Raw genomic sequence first — 16,577 nt, 5'->3', positions numbered from 1 at the left:
CTCCGCCCGGTCCCGGCGGCCGGCGGGAACGCGGGCGGGCTGTGGTTGACTGGGTCGGAGGTTCGGGGAAGGAGGCGGTCGTGCAGCTACCGGCGGTGCTCGGCGAGCCGATCCGGTTCGTGCTGAACTGGGGCCGCCGCTACTCGCTCTGGGTGTTCAACTTCGGCCTGGCCTGCTGCGCCATCGAGTTCATCGCGACCAGCATGAGCCGCCACGACTTCATGCGGCTCGGTGTGATCCCGTTCGCGCACGGCCCGCGCCAGGCCGACCTCATGGTGGTCTCCGGCACGGTCACCGACAAGATGGCGCCGGCGATCAAGCGGCTGTACGACCAGATGCCCGAGCCGAAGTACGTGATCTCCTTCGGCGCCTGCTCCAACTGCGGCGGTCCGTACTGGGACTCGTACTCGGTGACCAAGGGCGTCGACCAGCTCATCCCGGTGGACGTCTACGTGCCCGGCTGCCCGCCCCGGCCGGAGGCGCTGCTGCACGGGATCCTGCGCCTCCAGGAGAAGATCGCCGCCGAGCGGTCCGGCGTCGGCGGGGTGTCCCGCCCGGATCTGCTTGCGGCTCCCGTCGACGCGCCGCCCCGCGACGGCGCCGCGCCGCGTTCCGTGGCGTCGCTCACCGCCCCGCCGGTACGCCCACCCGGGAGCTGACCGGCCGGCCGAGTTGTCGCTGGCGGGCGCGGATTAGCCTGCGCACCATGAGCACCTCCGCGGAGCGCCGCGCCGCCCACATCGTCGACGTGCTGATCGACGAGTTCGGCCCGTCGATGGCCCTCGACCCCGCCGCCTTCCGCCGCAAGTTCCGCAAGATGGCCGCGTCGCCGTTCGCGTTCTACCGGGGCAGCGCGTCGCTCTTCTACGCCGACCAGCGCGGCGACTTCGCCGACGACCGGTTCCTCGACGACCGGACCAGCCGGGTGTGGATCCACGGCGACCTGCACGCGGAGAACTTCGGCACCTACATGAACGCCTCCGGGCAGCTGGTGTTCAACGTGAACGACTTCGACGAGGCGTACGTGGGGCCGTTCACCTGGGACCTGCGGCGTTTCGCGGCGAGCGTGGCGCTCCTCGGCTACGCCAAGGCGCTCTCCGACCGGGTCATCACCGACCTGGTGACCGGCTTCGCCCGGTCGTACCTCACCGAGCTGCGGGCGATCGCGGCCGGCGGGGACGACGCGATCGGCTCAATCACCCTCGACAACGCCGACGGCGTGCTCCGGCGGGTGCTCCAGCAGGCCCGGCTCAGCACCCGCGTCGACCTGCTCGCGGCGCAGACCACCGTCGACAACTACGAGCGCCGGTTCTCCCTGGGCGACGGGGTGTTCGAGATCGACGCCGACACCCGCGACAAGGTCTGCGACGCCTTCCAGGACTACCTGGGCACGCTGCCCACCTCGTCGGCCCGGCTCCGGCCCGTCGAGGCCCGGATCAAGGACGTGGTGCTGCGCAAGGGCGTGGGCATCGGCTCGGCCGGGCTGCCCTCGTACAACCTGCTGCTCGAAGGGCACACGCAGGCGCTGGAGAACGACGTCGTCATCTACATGAAGCAGGCGCAGGTCCCGGCGGTGGCGCGGCACATCGCCGACGAGACGGTCCGCGCGTACTTCCAGCACCAGGGGCACCGGACGGCCGAGTCGCAGCGGGCGTTGCAGGCGCACGCCGACCCGTGGCTGGGCTTCACCGCACTGGACGGGGTCGGCCAGCTCGTCGCCGAGGTGTCCCCGTACGCCGCGGACCTCGACTGGGCCGACGTCAACGAGCCGGAGGAGCTGGCCGGGGTGCTCGCCGACCTGGGCCGGGCGGTGGCGCGGATGCACTCGGTCGCCGACGACGAGTCCAGCCACGACCTGGTCGACTACTCGACCGAGGAGGCCATCGTGGCGGCCGTCGACCCGGACGAGGCGGGTTTCGTGGCCCACCTGGTGGAGTTCGCCACCGCGTACGGCCTGCGGGCCCGGGAGGACCACCAGCTCTTCGTGGACCTGTTCCGCAACGGGAGGCTGCCCGGCATCTGACCGGCGACCCGCTCAGACCGCGAACTCCAGCACGACCTTGATGTCGTTGGGCCCCGGGACGTACGCGTCGGCGTACCCGGAAACGGGGACGCGCCGGCTGATGAGCGAGGCCAGCCACAGCGGGTCGGCGCGACGCAGCGCCTCGGCGGCCAGGTCCCAGTGCCGGCGGTTGGCGTTCACCGACCCGAAGACCACGTTGTTCTCCAGCACCAGCGAGCGGTTGAGCGCGCCCGCGTCGAAGTCGATGGTGCGGCCGCCGCTGGAGACCCCGGCCAGGCAGACGATCCCGGTGGGCGCGGCCTTGCACATCACGTCGAGCACCACCTTGGGCGCGCCGGTGCACTCGATGACCACGTCCGGGTCGAAGTCCAGGTCGTCGACCCGCGTCGAGTGGTACGTGGCGCCCAGCGCGCGGACCAGTTCCGGTTTCGGGCCGGTGGTGGCCAGGTCGAGCACGTGCACCACGAGCCCGCGCTGGCTGGCGAGCAGGGCGGCGAGCAGGCCGATGGGCCCGGCGCCGGTGACCAGGACGGTCCGCGGTTGCCACTCGGCCCGGTGCCCGATCCGCTCGACGTGGTCCCAGGCCTTGGCCACGATACTGGTCGGTTCGAGCAGCATCCCGACCTGGCCGAGCGACCGGTCCAGCGGGACGGCGAACCGGGGCTGGAGGCGCCAGCGTTCCCGGGCGAAGCCGGGCAGGGCCTTGATGCCGTGCTCGGTGTAGCGGCCGTTGCGGCACATGTCCCACTCGTCGACGGCGCAGTTCGTGCAGGGCACCGGGTCGGGGTGGCGGACGATACCGACGACCAGGTCACCGGGCTGAAGCGTGCCGGTCGGGTCCTCCAGGACGCGACCGAGGGACTCGTGCCCCAGCACCAGACGCCGCTCACCGGGCGGCGCCTCGCCGTACTGCCCGGCGATGATCTCGTGGTCGGTGCCGCAGATACCGACGGCCAGCGCCTCGACGAGGATCGCGCCCTCCTCAGCAGCCGGTTCGGGCTGGTCCTCGACCAGCTCCAGTGAATCGGCGACTCCGGGTGTCACAGTCACAGCGCGCACAGTCCTCATCTTGGCCTGCCCGCCCGCGTCCCGCCTCGCAAAGCGGCAGATGCCCGCGACCCGAGCGACCACGCCTGCGGGCGGCCCGGCACGATCCGCCAGCACGCGCCCTAGGATCAGCGGCATGACTCCGGAAGAGGTCGGTGCCCGGATGGCCGCGCTGCTGGCGCCGGCCGAGGCCACCCCGTCGGTCTCCGGTGGCCAGCGGCACGCGCGCGCCACCGTCGACGTGCCGGCGGCGACCTGGCGGGACGCGGTCCGGGCGGCCCGCGACGACGCGGAGCTGCACTGTGACTTCTTCGACTGGCTCTCCGCCGTCGACGAGCTGGCCGAGGGGTTCGACGTGGTGGCCCACCTGTGGTCCACGCGGCACCGGCACGGCCTGCTGCTGCGCACCCGCGTGCCCCGGGAGACGCCTTCGGTGGCCTCGGTGGTCGACGTCTTTCCCGGTGCGGCGTGGCACGAGCGGGAGACGCACGAGATGTTCGGCATCGACTTCGCCGGCCACGACGGGCTGCTCCCGCTGCTGCTGCCCCCCGAGTTCGAGGGCCACCCGTTGCGCAAGGAGTTCGTGCTGGCCTCCCGGGTGGCCAAGCCGTGGCCGGGCGCCAAGGAGCCCGGCGAGTCCGAGGCCGGCGGTGGCCGGCGGCCGATCCGCCCGCCGGGTGTGCCGGCGCCGGGCGAGTGGGGCGTGGTGCCGACCCCGGCGGGCGCGGGCGGCGCGGGGGAGGGACCGCGTGGCGGCGTACCGGCCCGGCCGGCGCGCGAGCGTCCGGCCCGTCCCGCGCGTACCGCCAACGCCGGCCCCGGCCGGGGCGCGAGCGACGCCGGTCCCGCGCCGGGCGCGAGTGACGCCGGTCCGCTGCCGGGCGCGCCCGGCGGTCGCGCTCCCGGCGCGGCCCGCTCCGGCCCGCCCGCCGACCGTCCGTCGCGGCAGGGCCCGGCGGCGACCGAGCGGGCCGACGACGACGGAGGTACGCCCTGATGCCGCTCTGGGTGGAGCTGCTGATCCGGGTGGCCGGCGTGCTGGTCGCCTTCCTCACCCTGCCGCTGCTCGTCGGCCAGGCCGAGCACAAGGTGATGGCGCACATGCAGGGCCGGCTCGGTCCCATGTACGCGGGCGCGTTCCACGGGTGGGCGCAGCTCGTCGCCGACGGGATCAAGTTCGTGCAGAAGGAGGACGTGACGCCGCGCGAGGCGGACCGGCCGGTCTTCCGGCTCGCTCCGGCCGTCGCCCTGGTGCCGTACCTGCTGGTGCTGCTGGTGATCCCGCTCGGCCCGGGCGACCTGGTGGGGCAGCCGCTGGACGTCGGGCTGTTCTTCGTGCTCGCGGTGGTGGGCATCGGCGTGCTGGCGGTGCTCATGTCGGCGTGGGCGTCGGCCAACAAGTACAGCCTGCTCGGCGGGCTGCGCGGCGCCGCCCAGCTGCTCGGCTACGAGCTGCCGCTGGTGCTGGCGGCCGCCTCGGTGGCGATGGCCGCGGGGACGCTGAGCCTGTCCGGCATCGTCGAGGCGTGGCGCCCGTGGTGGCTGCTCTGGCAGGCCCCCGCGATGATCGTCTTCTTCCTCGCCGGGCTCGCCGAGATCCGCCGGCCGCCGTTCGACATGCCGGTGGCCGACTCCGAGCTGGTGTTCGGCTTCATGACCGAGTACACGGGCCTGCGGTTCGCGTTCTTCCTGCTGGCCGAGTACGTCGGCATCGTGGTGATCGCCGCGCTCACCACGGTGCTGTTCCTGGGCGGCTGGCACGGCCCGTTCGCCGACGCGCAGCTCGGCTGGCTCTGGACGCTGCTGAAGGTGTTCGCCGTCGCCTTCCTGATCATCTGGCTCCGGGTGTCGTACCCCCGGCTGCGCGAGGACCAGCTCCAGCGCCTGTGCTGGCTGGTGCTGGTCCCCGCGTCGCTCGCCCAGCTCGTCCTCACCGCCGCCGTGCGCGTGGCGCTCTGACCCTGCCCGGGCCCCGGCTCAGCGCAGCGGGGTGTGTGCGGGGTCGACGCGCTCTGCCGGCGGGGGCGGCGGGGGCGGGGTGCCGTCGCCGAACGGGCGGCCGCCGAGCGCCTCCCGGCCGTGCGGGGTGAGCCAGTTCGCGAGGTCGGGGCCGAGCGGCACGACGCCGGTCGGGTTGATGTCCCGGTGCACCTCGTAGTAGTGCCGCTTGATGTGGTCGAAGTCGATGGTGTCGCCGAAGCCCGGCGTCTGGAACAGGTCGCGGGCGTACGCCCACAGGACCGGCATCTCGGTGAGCTTCTGCCGGTTGCACTTGAAGTGACCGTGGTAGACGGGGTCGAAGCGGACCAGCGTGGTGAACAGCCGCACGTCCGCCTCGGTGATGGTGTCGCCCACCAGGTACCGCTGGTCGCGCAGGCGGTCGCTCAGCCAGTCCAGCCGGTTGAACAGCTGGTGGTACGCCTTCTCGTACGCCTCCTGGCTGCCGGCGAACCCGCAGCGGTAGACGCCGTTGTTGACGTCCCGGAACACCACGGCGTTGACCTCGTCGATCTCCGCGCGCAGCCGCTCCGGGTACAGCTCGGGCGCGCCGTCGCGGTGGTACGCCGTCCACTCGGTGGACAGGTCGAGGCTCATCTGCGCGTAGTCGTTGGTCACCACCTGCCCGGTCGGCACGTCCACGATCGCCGGCACGGTGATGCCCCGGTCGTAGCCGGGGAAGCGCTTGAAGTACGCCTCGGCCAGCCGCTCGATGCCGAGCACGGGGTCACGCCCGTCCGGGTCGAGGTCGAACGTCCAGCTCCGCTTGTCGTGCGTGGGCCCGGCCACCGCCATGGAGAGGTCGTCCTCCAGGCCGAGCAGCCGGCGGACGATGATCAGCCGGTTCGCCCACGGGCAGGCGCGGCTGACCGCCAGCCGGTACCGCCCGCGCTCCACCGGCCAGCCGTCCCGCCCGTCGGCCGTGATCCGCGTCGCGATGTAACGCTGGTCGCGGGTGAACTCGCCGCCCGGCTCGACGTACTTGCCGCCGGTGCGCAGCAGAGCCTCCTCGCCGGTGCCGGTCGATCCACCCTCGCTGGTCGTGCCCACGCCGTTCCTCCGATCGTGTCGCCTCGCCCCATTCTGGCCGCTCGGCGGGCGTCGGGCGTGGTGAGTGCGCTCACCCGCCCGGCGTTACCCTGCACCGGTGACCGACACGGAGGCCGCGGCGCGGCGGTTCGTCACCGATGTGTGGAACGCCGGGCGCGAGGAGTCGGCGTACGACCTCGTCGCACCGGAGTGCCCAGGCCTGGGCGGCGGCACCGGCCCGGAGGCGACGCTGGCCTGGCACCGGGATCGCCGGGCGGCCTTCCCGGACCTGCGCTACAAGATCGTCGACCTGGTGGCCGCCGGCAACCGGGTGGCCGTGCACTGGCGGGCGGCCGGCACGCAGGCCGGACGGTTCGGGCCGGTGCCACCCACCAACCAGGTGGTCAGCTACTCGGGTGCCACGTTCCTGCGCTTCGACGACGCCGGTCGGATCGTGGACGTGTGGAGCTGCAACGAACTGTTCCAGCTCCTCCAGCAGCTCGGCGTCGAGATGCTGCCGCCCGCTGGCGGGATCACCGGCTCCGCGGGGTGATCCGACTGATCGGTAGGTTGATCGGGAAGGGCTCGCCGGTGTCGACGAATTTCGTCCACCGACCGGTCTCGGTGTAGATCTCGTTCACCGCGTCGATGCGGTAGGTGATGACCTCCAGGGCGCCATCCTCCGTCTCGACCCGCCAGTAGTACGGGATGCCGGCCTGGGCGTAGAGCGCCGGCTTCAACACCCGGTCGATCGAGCGGGTGCTCGGGGAGACGACCTCGATGGCGAGAACCACCTCGTGCGGCTCGTATCGGGACGGTTCGCGCGCCGCCGCGGCGGACGTGGTCACCAGTACGTCCGGGATGAAGGAGCGGGTCTTGCTCATCCGCACCTCGACCCCCTGCGTGACGTCGTATTCCTCGGGGCACTCGGCTTCGAGCGCGACACCGAGACGCATCGCGATGGTCTGGTGCGTGCGGGTGGGAGAGGGCGACGTCAGCAGCACTCCATCGAGCAGTTCCCGGCGGCGGCCATCCTCGGGCAGCGCATCCAGATCGTCTGTCGTCCACCCGCCCTCGGGCGGGTAGTCGCTCTGCAGCGCGGCGGTCATGGCGGGTCCTTCCAGGCGCGTCGTTCTCCCCGAGTCCACGGTACCGCCGGTCAGGGTCGGGTGGTGGTCGCGCGCGCCGGTGGCACAGGGCAGGATGGTCCGCATGACCGACCGCAGCGAGCGCACACCGGACGACAGAGCCGGTGACCGCGGCCTGCCGGGCGCGGGCCTGGTCAAGGGGCTGGCGGTCACGCTGAAGACGATGACCCGGCGTTCCGTCACCCAGCAGTACCCGGACGTGGCCCCCGAGCTGCCGCCCCGCTCGCGCGGGGTGATCGCGTTGCTCGAGGAGAACTGCACGGTCTGCATGCTCTGCGCCCGCGAGTGTCCGGACTGGTGCATCTACATCGACTCCCACAAGGAGGAGGTGGCGGTGCCGGGCGCCGCCCGCCCCCGCCAGCGCAACGTGCTCGACCGGTTCGACATCGACTTCTCGCTCTGCATGTACTGCGGCATCTGCGTCGAGGTCTGCCCGTTCGACGCGCTCTACTGGTCGCCGGAGTTCGAGTACGCCGAGTACGACATCAAGGATCTGCTGCACGACAAGGACCACCTCGGCGAGTGGATGGGCACCGTCCCGCCGCCGCCGGCGCACGACCCCCACGGGGAACCGGCCAAGGAGGAGGCCAGCGCCGCCCGCAAGGCCGCGGTCCCCGCCGCCCGGCCCGCCGCGCCACCGGTACGCCCCGAGCCCGGCGCGCCCGGCGAGGCGACCCCATGACCGGTGCGGACGTGCTGCTGCTCGCGCTCGGCGCGGTGGCGGTCGGCTCGGGTGTCCTCGTGGTCACCACGAAGCACCTGGTCCGGGCCGGTCTCTACCTGGTGGTCTGCCTCGGCGCGCTGGCCGGCGACTACCTGGTGCTCACCGCCGAACTGGTGGCCTGGGTGCAGGTCCTCATCTACGTGGGCGCCGTGGTGGTGCTGCTGCTGTTCGCGGTGATGCTCACCCGGGCGCCCATCGGCGCCTCCGACGACCTCGACCGGCCCGGCTGGCCGGCCGGCCTCATCGGCGGCGGGGCGGGGCTCGGCCTCGCCGCGCTGCTGGTCGACGCGTACCGGTGGACGGCCGTGGACCTGCCCGAGGCGGGCACGGCCGAGCGGCTCGGCGGCGAGATCTTCCGCGGTTGGGTGCTGCCGTTCGAGGTGCTCTCGGTGCTGCTGCTCGCCGCGCTGGTCGGCGCCGTCGTGCTGTCCCGTCCGGACATCGGGCGAACCGCGCCGGCGCGCGGAACGGAGGCCCGGTGAGGCCGGTCATCCCGTACGTCACGGCGGCGCTGCTGTTCGGCCTCGGCGCGTACGGCGTGCTCCGCCGCCGCAACGCCGTCCTGGTCCTGATGGCCGTGGAGCTGATGCTCAACGCGGTCAACCTGATCCTGGTCACCGCGGACACCACGGTGCGGGCGGCGTTGCCGCACGGCGGGCAGGTCTTCGCGCTGTTCGTCATCGTGCTGGCCGCCGCCGAGGTCGGCGTGGGTCTGGCCATCGTGCTCCAGCTCTACCGGCTGCGGGCCACCGTGGCCGTCGACGAGGTGCCGCTGGCCGAGCCGCCGGCCGTCGTACCCGCCGAGGTGCCGGCCACGGTGGGCGGCCCCGCCGACCCGCGGGACACCGACGGGAGGGAGGCGCGGTGACGACCTCCACGCTGCTCGGCGTGCTGCTGCCGGTCGTACCGCTGGCGGCCGGTCTCGTCGGCCTGCTGCTGCCGCCCTCGCCGCGCGGCCTGAACGGCGACGGCGTCGACGTCGAACAGCGCGCCCGCCGGGCCGCCATCACCCTCGGTGTGGCCGGCGCGGCCGGTGCGCTCGTGCTGGCGGTCGCCCTGCTGGCCACCCTGGACGGGCCGGCGGAGGCGCGCACCACCTGGGTCGACCTGGGCGGGCTGCGGGTCACCCTCGGCGTCCGGCTTGACGGCGTCGCGGCCCTGGTCGCCGTGGCGGTCGCCGCGGTCGCGCTGGCCGTGCAGGTCTACTCGATCGGCTACCTCAAGCGCGGGCCGCACGACGACGTCGACGTCGACCACCGCTACCCGCCGTACGCCGCGCAGATCAGCTTGTTCACGGCGGCCATGCTGCTGGTCGTGGTGTCCGGCGACCTCCTACTGCTGCTGGTCGGTTGGGAGGTGATGGGCCTCTGCTCGTACCTGCTCATCGCGCACGACCGCCGGCTGCCCGAGGCGCCCGCCGCTGCCATGAAGGCGTTCCTGGTCACCCGTGTGGGTGACGTCGGCTTCCTGCTCGGCATCGCGCTGCTCGGCGTGTCGGCGGGCAGCTTCCGGATCGCCGACGTGCTGGCCCACGACCACGCCTCCGGCACGCTCACGGCCGCCTGCCTGCTGCTGCTCGCCGGGGTCGCGGGCAAGAGCGCCCAGTTCCCGCTGCACACCTGGTTGCCGGACGCGATGGCCGGTCCGACGCCGATCAGCGCGCTCATCCACGCGGCCACCATGGTCGCGGCCGGCGTGTACGCCGTCGCCCGGCTCTACCCGCTCTTCGAGGCGGCGCCGGTCGCGCTGACCGTGCTCGGTGTGCTCGGCTCGGTCACGCTGCTGCTCGGCGCGTTCGCGGCCACCGCCCAGGACGACATCAAGCGGGTGCTCGCCTGGTCGACGGTGTCCCAGATCGGCTACATGACGGGCGCGCTCGCCGTCGGCTCCCCGGCGGCGGCACTGTTCCACCTGCTCACCCACGCGGCGTTCAAGGCGCTGCTGTTCCTCGCCGCGGGCGCGGTCATCCACGCCGTGGGCACCACGCTCATGTCGCGCATGGGCGGGCTGCGGCGCAGCATGCCGGTGACGTTCTGGTGCACGGCGGTGGGGCTGGGCGCCCTGGCCGGCGTGCCGCCGCTGGCCGGCTTCTGGAGCAAGGACGGCGTCCTCGCCGTGGCGCAGGCCGCCGCCCTCGACGGCGAGGGCCCGACCCCGTCCTGGGTCGGCTGGCTGGTCTGGCTCGCCGGGCTGGTCGGCGTCGCGGTCACCGCCTGGTACGCCACCCGCCTGCTGCTGCGCACGTTCCTCGGCGAGACCCGGGTGCCGCTGGCCCGTCCGCACGACGCGCCGGGCACGCTGCGCTGGCCGGTGCTGCTGCTCGCCGTGCCGGCCGCGGTGCTCGGCCTGGCCGGGTTCGCGGCCCCGTTCGCCGACCGGCTCCAGCCGGAGCCGCTGGCCAGCCCCGAGCACCCGTCCGACCTGCTCCCGGCCGAGCCGCTCGTGCACCTCACGCCGTCGATCGTGCTGCCGGTGGCGCTGCTGCTCCTCGGGGCGGGCCTGGCCTGGGCCCGCTGGCGGCGTGACCCGGCGGCCGACCCGGCCGCCGCGCTCGGTCCGCTGCGGCCGGTGTTCGCGGCGGCGTTCCGGCTCGACGACGTCCAGCACGCCCTCGTCGTACGCCCCGTCCGGGCGCTGGCCCGGGCCGTGCGGGCGGGCGACGAGCGGGTGGTCGACGGCGCGGTCGAGGGGAGCGGGCGGGCCGCGTCCGGCCTCGGCGCCGGGCTGGCGGTGCTGCACCGCGCCGCGCTGCCCCGGGCTGCCGCCGGGGTGCTGGCCGGCGCGCTGCTGATCGGGCTGGCCGCGGTCCTGATCGGAGGGACGGCGTGAGCGCCGGGGGAGTCCTGCTGGTCGCGGTGCTGGCGCTGCCGGGCCTCGGCGCGGCCGTGGTGGCCGCGATCCCCGCCGACCGGGCGGCCCGCCTGGTCGGCACGGTGGTCGCCGCGCTCACGCTGCTCGCCGCCGTGCCGCTCGCGGCCGGCGACCGGGGATGGTTCGCCTGGTCGGGCGCGGCGCCCGCGGTACGCCCGTGGCACCAGTTCGACGTGTCCTGGGTGCCCGCCCTTGACCTGCGGTTCCACCTCGGGGTGGACGGCGTCTCGTACCCGCTCGTGGTGCTGACGGCGCTGCTCACCCTGCTCTGCTGCGGCTACACGCTCTGGCGGGTGCCCGCCGGCGGTGGCAGCGGCCGGGCTCTGGTCGCGCTGCTGCTGGTCGTCGAGGTCGGCATCCTGGGCACGTTCCTCGCCCTGGACCTGGTGCTCTTCTTCCTGTTCTTCGAGGTCGTCCTGCTGCCCATGTACGCGGTGATCGCGGGCTGGGGCGGCGAGGACCGGCGGCGGGCGGCAAGGAAGTTCGCGCTCTACACGCTGTTCGGATCGGTCCTGCTGCTCGTGGGCGTCTACGTAGTGGTGGCCGCCGCCGGCACCGCCGACATCGTGGCGCTGACCGGGGGCGCCGGCCTCTCGCGCAACACCCAGCTCTTCGCGTTCACGCTGCTCGCGGTGGCCTTCGCGGTGAAGAGCCCACTGTGGCCGCTGCACTCCTGGCTGCCGGACGCGCACACCCAGGCGCCCACGGTGGGCAGTGTGGTGCTCGCCGGGGTGCTGCTCAAGATGGGCACGTACGGGCTGATCCGGGTGGCGGTCGGGGTGGCGCCGGAGGGCGCCCGCTGGGCCGCGCCGGTGCTCGGCGTGCTCGCGGTCGCCGCGATCCTGGTCGGCTCGCTGGTCTGCCTCGCGCAGTCGGAGCTGAAGCGGCTGATCGCGTACTCCAGCGTGGGGCACATGGGTTTCGTGCTGCTCGGCGTCGCCACGCTCACCGCCACCGGCATCCAGGCCGCGCTGATCGGCAACATCGCCCACGGGGTCATCACGGGCCTGCTCTTCTTCCTCGCCGGAGCGGTCAAGGACCGTACCCACACCGGGGCGCTCGCCGAGCTGTCCGGCCTGCGGGAGACCGCGCCCCGGCTCGCCGGGCTGCTCGGCTTCGCCGCCGTCGCCTCGCTGGGGCTGCCCGGGCTGGCCGGCTTCTGGGGCGAGGCGTTCGCCGTGATCGCCGCGGTCGAGGTCGGCGGAGCGCTCTGGACCACGCTCGGCGTGCTGGCCGCGGTCGGCGGGGCGCTCACGGCCGCGTACTTCCTGCGCCTGCTGCGCCAGGTCACGCACCACCGGCCGAGTCCGGCCGTCGACCGGCTCACACCGACCCTGGCCGGGGCGGAGGTCGCCGCCTGGGCGCCGCTGGTGCTGCTCGCGCTGGCGATAGGCCTGGCGCCCGTGCTGGTGCTGGGGGTGGCCGAGGCCCCGGTCGACGCCCTGGTGGAGGTGCTCCGGTGAGCGCGAGCCCGAGCGTGGTGCAGAGCGTCGACCATGTGGCGCTGCTCCCGGCGTACCTGGCCGCCGGGACCGCCGTCCTGGTCCTGCTCACCGATCTGGTGCTGGCTCGCCCCCGGGCCACCGTGGCGGTGGCCGCGCTGGGCGCGGTCGCCACCGCGCTCGGGGCGGGCCTGGTGGGCGCGGGCGGCGGACGGCGCACGTTCTGCGTGGGCGGTGACTGCTCGTACGTGTTCGGCGGTCGGGCCGCCCTGGTCGGGGCGGTGTTCGCCCTGCTCACCCTCGGCGTCCTGGGCCTGTCCGGCGGGCACCTGCGGGCAGGCCGGGCGCCGGCGGGGGAGTACTGCTTCCTACTCGCCTGCTCGATGACGGGCGGCGTGGTGCTCGGCGCGGCCGGCGACCTCATCACCCTGATCGTGGCCCTGGAGACGCTGACCCTGCCGCTCTACGTCCTGGTCGGGCTGCGCCGCGGCAGCCTGGCGAGCGCCGAGGCGGCGGTCACCTTCTTCGTGGTGAGCGTGGTGGCCACCACGGTGAGCCTGCTCGGGGCGGCCCTGCTCTACGCGGTCAGCGGCGGGCTGCACCTGGGCCGGGTCGGCGCGGTGCTCGCCGAGCGCCCGGAGGTGCACGACCTGCCGCTGACCGCGGCGGCCGTCGCGCTGCTCGTGCTCGGGCTCGCCTTCAAGGTGGCCGCCGTGCCGTTCCACGCCTGGGCGCCGGCCACGTACGACGGCGCGCCGCTGCCGGTGGCCGCGTACCTGTCGACGGCCTCGAAGCTCGGCGGTGTGGTGGCGCTGCTCGCGGTGGTGACGACGGCGCTGCCGGCCGACCGGACCGGCCCGGTGCTCGCCCTGCTCGCGGTGCTCACGATGACGGTGGGGAACCTGGTGGCCCTGCGTCAGCGGCGGACGGTCCGGCTGCTCGCCTGGTCGTCGGTGGCCCAGGCCGGCTACATCCTGGCCCCCCTCGGCGCGCTCGCGCTGGCGGCCGGCCGCACGGGCGAGGCACGGGCCGGCGCGTACGCGGCGGCGCTCGCGTACGCCGTGTTCTTCGTGCTGCTGGAACTCGCCGCCTTCGCCGGGGTGACCGCCCTGCGTCCGCCGGACGCCGACGGCGGCACGCTGGACGACCTGCGCGGGGCGGCCCGCCGGCACCCGTGGCTCGGCGCCGGCCTCGCGCTGGCCCTCATCGGGCTGGCCGGGCTGCCACCCGGCCTGGCGGGGCTCTTCGCCAAGGTCACGGTCGTCCGCTCGCTGCTGGACGGCGGGGCGGGCTGGCTCGCCCTGGTCGTGGCGGTGAACGCGGTCATCGGCCTGGCGTACTACCTGCGGCTGGCCGCCACCTTGTACGCGGCCCCGGCGGCAGCCGCCGCCGCGCCTCGGGCCCGCGCGGTGGCGGCCGTGCTGGGTGTGGCCACCGTGGCCGCCGTGGTGGTCGGGTTCGCCCCGCAGCTCGTGCTCGACCTCGCGGCCCGCTGACCCGCCTTCCTTCTCCTGGGTGCGCTCCCAGCGAATTCTCAGCCATATCGCGGATGGTTGACGGGTACCGGTGTGTTGAACCGGTCGACGGATCCCGGCGATCCGTGCACCGAAGGAGTGATCGTGCACCACAACCGTCTGAAGACCGCCGCGCTGCTCGGCCTGCTCACCGCGCTGATCCTCGGGGTGGGCTACTGGTTCGGCGGCAGTGGCGGCCTGGTCATCGCCGTCGTCATCTCGCTGCTGATGAACGGCATCAGCTACTTCTACTCCGACAAACTCGCACTGCGCGCGATGCGGGCGCAACCGGTCACCGAGGCGCAGTTCCCCGAGCTGTACCGGATGGTGCGTGAGCTGGCGACCGAGGCCCGCCAGCCGATGCCACGCCTCTACGTGAGCCCGACCGCGCAGCCCAACGCGTTCGCCACGGGTCGTAACCCGCAGCACGCGGCGGTCTGTGTCACCCAGGGCATCACCGAGGTGCTCGACTACCGCGAGCTACGCGGTGTGATCGGGCACGAGCTGTCGCACGTCTACAACCGGGACATCCTGATCTCCAGCGTGGCGGCCGGTCTGGCCGGCATCATCACCACCCTGGCGAACATCGCCTGGTTCATCCCGCTCGCGGGTGGCGACGACGAGGACGGCCCGAACCCGGCCGTGCTGCTGCTCACCATCATCCTGGGCCCGATCGCCGCGACGATCATCCAGCTCGCGATCAGCCGCAGCCGCGAGTTCCAGGCGGACGCGTCCGGCGCCCAGCTGACCCGCGACCCGCTGGCCCTCGCCAGCGCACTGCGCAAGATCGACGCGGTGGCACGCCAGCGGCCGCTGCCGGCACAGGGCAACCTGACCAGCACCGCGCACCTGATGATCGCCAACCCGTTCCGGCCCGTCGGCATCGCGGCGCTGTTCTCTACCCACCCGAAGATGGAGGACCGGGTCGCCCGCCTGGAGCGGATGGCCCTCAACACCGGTCCGGTGCAGTTCCTGCGCTGACCCGGTAGACCCGCACCACTCCGCCCGCACCCCACCGGGGTGCGGGCGGAGTGCTGTGTCGGCCGCGATATCCGCTTCATCTCGTACGACGTGCGGCGTTAGGGTCTAAGGCTCTGACACTCATTACATCCCCGGAGGTACGCGTGGCCGCTCTGCGCCAGTATCTGGGCGTCTGGCGGATTCCCGGCGCGCCGATGCTGCTGATCACCGGCATCATCGGCCGGCTCGGGATCGGCATGACCCCGCTGGCGCTGCTGCTGGTCGTCGAGCAGGTGACCGGGCGGTACTCCCTGGCCGCCGTGGCCGGCGGCATCTACGCGGTGGCCGGGGCCGCGCTCAGCCCCGTCGCCGGCCGGATCGCCGATCGGATCGGCCCCAGCCCCGTGCTGCTCGTCACCGCGGTCGCCCACCCGCTCGCGCTGACCGGCCTGCTGCTCGCCTCCCGGGCCGGCGCCGACGGGCTGGTGGTCATCTACGGGGCCGCCGCCGTGGCCGGCGCCACGTACCCGCCGCTGACCGCCGCCATCCGCGGAGCCTGGAACGACCTCACGGCCCCGGCCACCGGCCGGTACCACCTGCGCAACACCGCGCTCGCGGCGGAGACCTCCCTCTTCGAGATCGTCTTCGTGCTCGGGCCGCTGCTGGTGGCCGGCTTCGTGCTCGTCGCCGACGCGACCGCCGCGCTGGTGGGCGCCGCGGTCGTGACGCTCGTCGGCACCGTCGCCGTGGCGCTCGGCCGGGTGATGCGCGGGTGGCGGCCGCACTCCCGGGAACACCACGCCCGCGGGCTCGGCCCGCTGCGGGTCGCCGGCTTCCCGGCACTGCTGGTGTGCGTGGCCAGCCTCGGCATCGCGTTCGGGGCCGCCGGGGTGATCGTCCCGGCCTTCGCGGGCACCTACCGTCCCGCCGACGCGGAGAGCCTGGCCGGTGTGCTGCTGGCCGTCTGGGGCGTCGGCAGCGCGGCCGGTGGCTTCTGGTTCGGGGTCCGCAAGCCGGCGGTCACCATGACCCGGCAGTTCGCCGGGCTGCTCGCCGCCGTGGCGGCCAGCTTCGCGGTCTTCGCCGTGATGCCGAACCCGCTGGCGCTGGGTGTCGCGCTCGTCGTGGGCGGGGCCACCATCGCACCGGCGCTGACCCTGGAGAACACCCTGGTCGGCCGGATCGCCCCGGCCGGGATGCTGAACGAGGCGTACACCTGGGTGGTCACCATGTCGGTGGCGGCGAGCGCGGCCGGCGGCGCGGTGGCCGGGGTGATCGTGGACAACGCAGGCGGGGTGCCGTGGGCGTTCCTCTTCGCCGGGGCCGCGGTCGCCGTCGGGGCCGGGGTGGCGGCGCTGCCCGCCGGGCCCATCGCCCGCGCGGAGGCCGCCGCCGTACGCCTCGACGAGCCGGTTCCCGCCTGACCGGTGCGTGGCGCCGGCCCGGGCGGGTAACCCGTACGGCGTGTTCCTCTTCTTCTCGAACCGGGTCGGGTGCCTGGGCTCGCTGCTGCTCAGCGCGATCCTCACCGTGGTGCTGCTGCTGATCTTCAACCGCTGACCGCTGCGATGCTCTCAGGCCCCGGAGCGGCGCACGCTCCGGACCGCCCAGCGGACGCCCTGGTGGACGAGGACGCCCACGGCGGTGTTGGCGACGGCGAGCACGGCCGCGCCGAGCAGCTCCGGCCCCACGCCCATCGCGCCCGTCGCCACCAGCAGGACGGGCCACAGCAGCGCGGCGACGGCGAGCGCCAGCCGCCACCAGCGACCGGCGACCACGCCGAACAGGATCAGTGTCGGGATCATGGGCCCGCCCCCTTCC

General features: G+C 74.0%; 17 protein-coding genes and 1 pseudogene. 14 read left to right on the top strand and 4 right to left on the bottom strand.

Going from position 1 to position 16,577, the window contains the following annotated elements:
* Positions 1-80: 80 nt before the first annotated feature.
* The gene (locus D7193_RS19695; protein ID WP_120780967.1) at positions 81-659 is read left to right on the top strand and encodes an NADH-quinone oxidoreductase subunit B; all 579 of its coding nucleotides are present in this window, start codon (positions 81-83) and stop codon (positions 657-659) included.
* A 47-nt stretch (positions 660-706) separates the two neighbouring features.
* Positions 707-2,023: a DUF2252 domain-containing protein gene (locus D7193_RS19690; protein ID WP_120780966.1), complete on the top strand. Its 1,317-nt coding sequence runs from the start codon at positions 707-709 to the stop codon at positions 2,021-2,023.
* A gap of 12 nt (positions 2,024-2,035) precedes the next feature.
* Here D7193_RS19690 and D7193_RS19685 read toward each other — a convergent pair whose 3' ends face one another.
* On the bottom strand, positions 2,036-3,082 hold the full coding sequence (locus tag D7193_RS19685) for a glucose 1-dehydrogenase (protein ID WP_174242670.1): 1,047 nt from the start codon (positions 3,080-3,082) through the stop codon (positions 2,036-2,038).
* 124 nt (positions 3,083-3,206) lie between these two features.
* On the opposite strand from D7193_RS19685, the pseudogene D7193_RS19680 reads away from it, so the two are divergent.
* Positions 3,207-3,806: pseudogene (locus D7193_RS19680) on the top strand (NADH-quinone oxidoreductase subunit C); the annotation flags it as partial.
* A gap of 260 nt (positions 3,807-4,066) precedes the next feature.
* A complete protein-coding gene (locus D7193_RS19675) occupies positions 4,067-5,029 on the top strand; it encodes a complex I subunit 1/NuoH family protein (protein ID WP_120780963.1) in 963 nt (320 codons plus the stop codon).
* An 18-nt stretch (positions 5,030-5,047) separates the two neighbouring features.
* Here the strand turns inward: D7193_RS19675 and D7193_RS19670 are convergent, their stop codons facing one another.
* On the bottom strand, positions 5,048-6,118 hold the full coding sequence (locus tag D7193_RS19670; protein ID WP_120780962.1) for a glutathione S-transferase family protein: 1,071 nt from the start codon (positions 6,116-6,118) through the stop codon (positions 5,048-5,050).
* A 97-nt stretch (positions 6,119-6,215) separates the two neighbouring features.
* Here D7193_RS19670 and D7193_RS19665 point away from each other — a divergent pair, with 97 nt between their 5' ends.
* The gene (locus D7193_RS19665; protein ID WP_120780961.1) at positions 6,216-6,650 is read left to right on the top strand and encodes an ester cyclase; all 435 of its coding nucleotides are present in this window, start codon (positions 6,216-6,218) and stop codon (positions 6,648-6,650) included.
* On the opposite strand, the gene D7193_RS19660 is transcribed toward D7193_RS19665, so the two are convergent.
* Positions 6,631-7,206, bottom strand: coding sequence for a Uma2 family endonuclease (locus tag D7193_RS19660; protein ID WP_120780960.1), 576 nt, complete (start codon positions 7,204-7,206; stop codon positions 6,631-6,633). The two genes, D7193_RS19665 and D7193_RS19660, sit on opposite strands and share 20 nt — an antisense overlap.
* 94 nt (positions 7,207-7,300) lie before the next feature.
* Between D7193_RS19660 and D7193_RS19655 the strand changes: the two genes are divergently transcribed.
* The 9 genes from D7193_RS19655 to D7193_RS34610 all read left to right on the top strand — a co-directional run bounded on the left by D7193_RS19655 (position 7,301) and on the right by D7193_RS34610 (position 16,316).
* Positions 7,301-7,927, top strand: a complete 627-nt coding sequence (locus D7193_RS19655) for a NuoI/complex I 23 kDa subunit family protein (protein WP_120780959.1) — start codon at positions 7,301-7,303, stop codon at positions 7,925-7,927.
* Entirely contained in the window at positions 7,924-8,451 is a 528-nt protein-coding gene (locus tag D7193_RS19650) for an NADH-quinone oxidoreductase subunit J family protein (protein WP_120780958.1), read from the top strand. Before D7193_RS19655 ends, D7193_RS19650 begins: the two co-directional genes overlap by 4 nt.
* Positions 8,448-8,837, top strand: coding sequence for an NADH-quinone oxidoreductase subunit NuoK (gene nuoK / locus D7193_RS19645; protein ID WP_241563201.1), 390 nt, complete (start codon positions 8,448-8,450; stop codon positions 8,835-8,837). The genes D7193_RS19650 and nuoK overlap by 4 nt, the downstream gene beginning before the upstream one ends.
* Positions 8,834-10,798, top strand: a complete 1,965-nt coding sequence (locus D7193_RS19640; protein ID WP_120780957.1) for an NADH-quinone oxidoreductase subunit 5 family protein — start codon at positions 8,834-8,836, stop codon at positions 10,796-10,798. The genes nuoK and D7193_RS19640 overlap by 4 nt, the downstream gene beginning before the upstream one ends.
* A complete protein-coding gene (locus D7193_RS19635) occupies positions 10,795-12,303 on the top strand; it encodes a complex I subunit 4 family protein (RefSeq protein WP_120780956.1) in 1,509 nt (502 codons plus the stop codon). Before D7193_RS19640 ends, D7193_RS19635 begins: the two co-directional genes overlap by 4 nt.
* Positions 12,300-13,778, top strand: coding sequence for an NADH-quinone oxidoreductase subunit N (locus D7193_RS19630; RefSeq protein WP_120780955.1), 1,479 nt, complete (start codon positions 12,300-12,302; stop codon positions 13,776-13,778). The genes D7193_RS19635 and D7193_RS19630 overlap by 4 nt, the downstream gene beginning before the upstream one ends.
* 123 nt (positions 13,779-13,901) lie before the next feature.
* Entirely contained in the window at positions 13,902-14,777 is an 876-nt protein-coding gene (htpX, locus tag D7193_RS19625; RefSeq protein ID WP_120781376.1) for a zinc metalloprotease HtpX, read from the top strand.
* A gap of 143 nt (positions 14,778-14,920) precedes the next feature.
* Complete coding sequence (locus D7193_RS19620) at positions 14,921-16,180, top strand: MFS transporter (protein ID WP_120780954.1); 1,260 nt, start codon at positions 14,921-14,923, stop codon at positions 16,178-16,180.
* A 7-nt stretch (positions 16,181-16,187) separates the two neighbouring features.
* Positions 16,188-16,316, top strand: a complete 129-nt coding sequence (locus tag D7193_RS34610) for a hypothetical protein (RefSeq protein ID WP_277749912.1) — start codon at positions 16,188-16,190, stop codon at positions 16,314-16,316.
* A 14-nt stretch (positions 16,317-16,330) separates the two neighbouring features.
* Here D7193_RS34610 and D7193_RS19615 read toward each other — a convergent pair whose 3' ends face one another.
* Positions 16,331-16,561, bottom strand: a complete 231-nt coding sequence (locus D7193_RS19615; RefSeq protein WP_120780953.1) for a hypothetical protein — start codon at positions 16,559-16,561, stop codon at positions 16,331-16,333.
* Positions 16,562-16,577 lie beyond the last annotated feature (16 nt).

This window comes from Micromonospora costi (assembly GCF_003626655.1).
Taxonomy (GTDB): domain Bacteria; phylum Actinomycetota; class Actinomycetes; order Mycobacteriales; family Micromonosporaceae; genus Micromonospora; species Micromonospora costi.
Note: the sequence above shows the minus strand (reverse complement) of the source record. Positions and strands in the feature narration are given on the sequence as shown.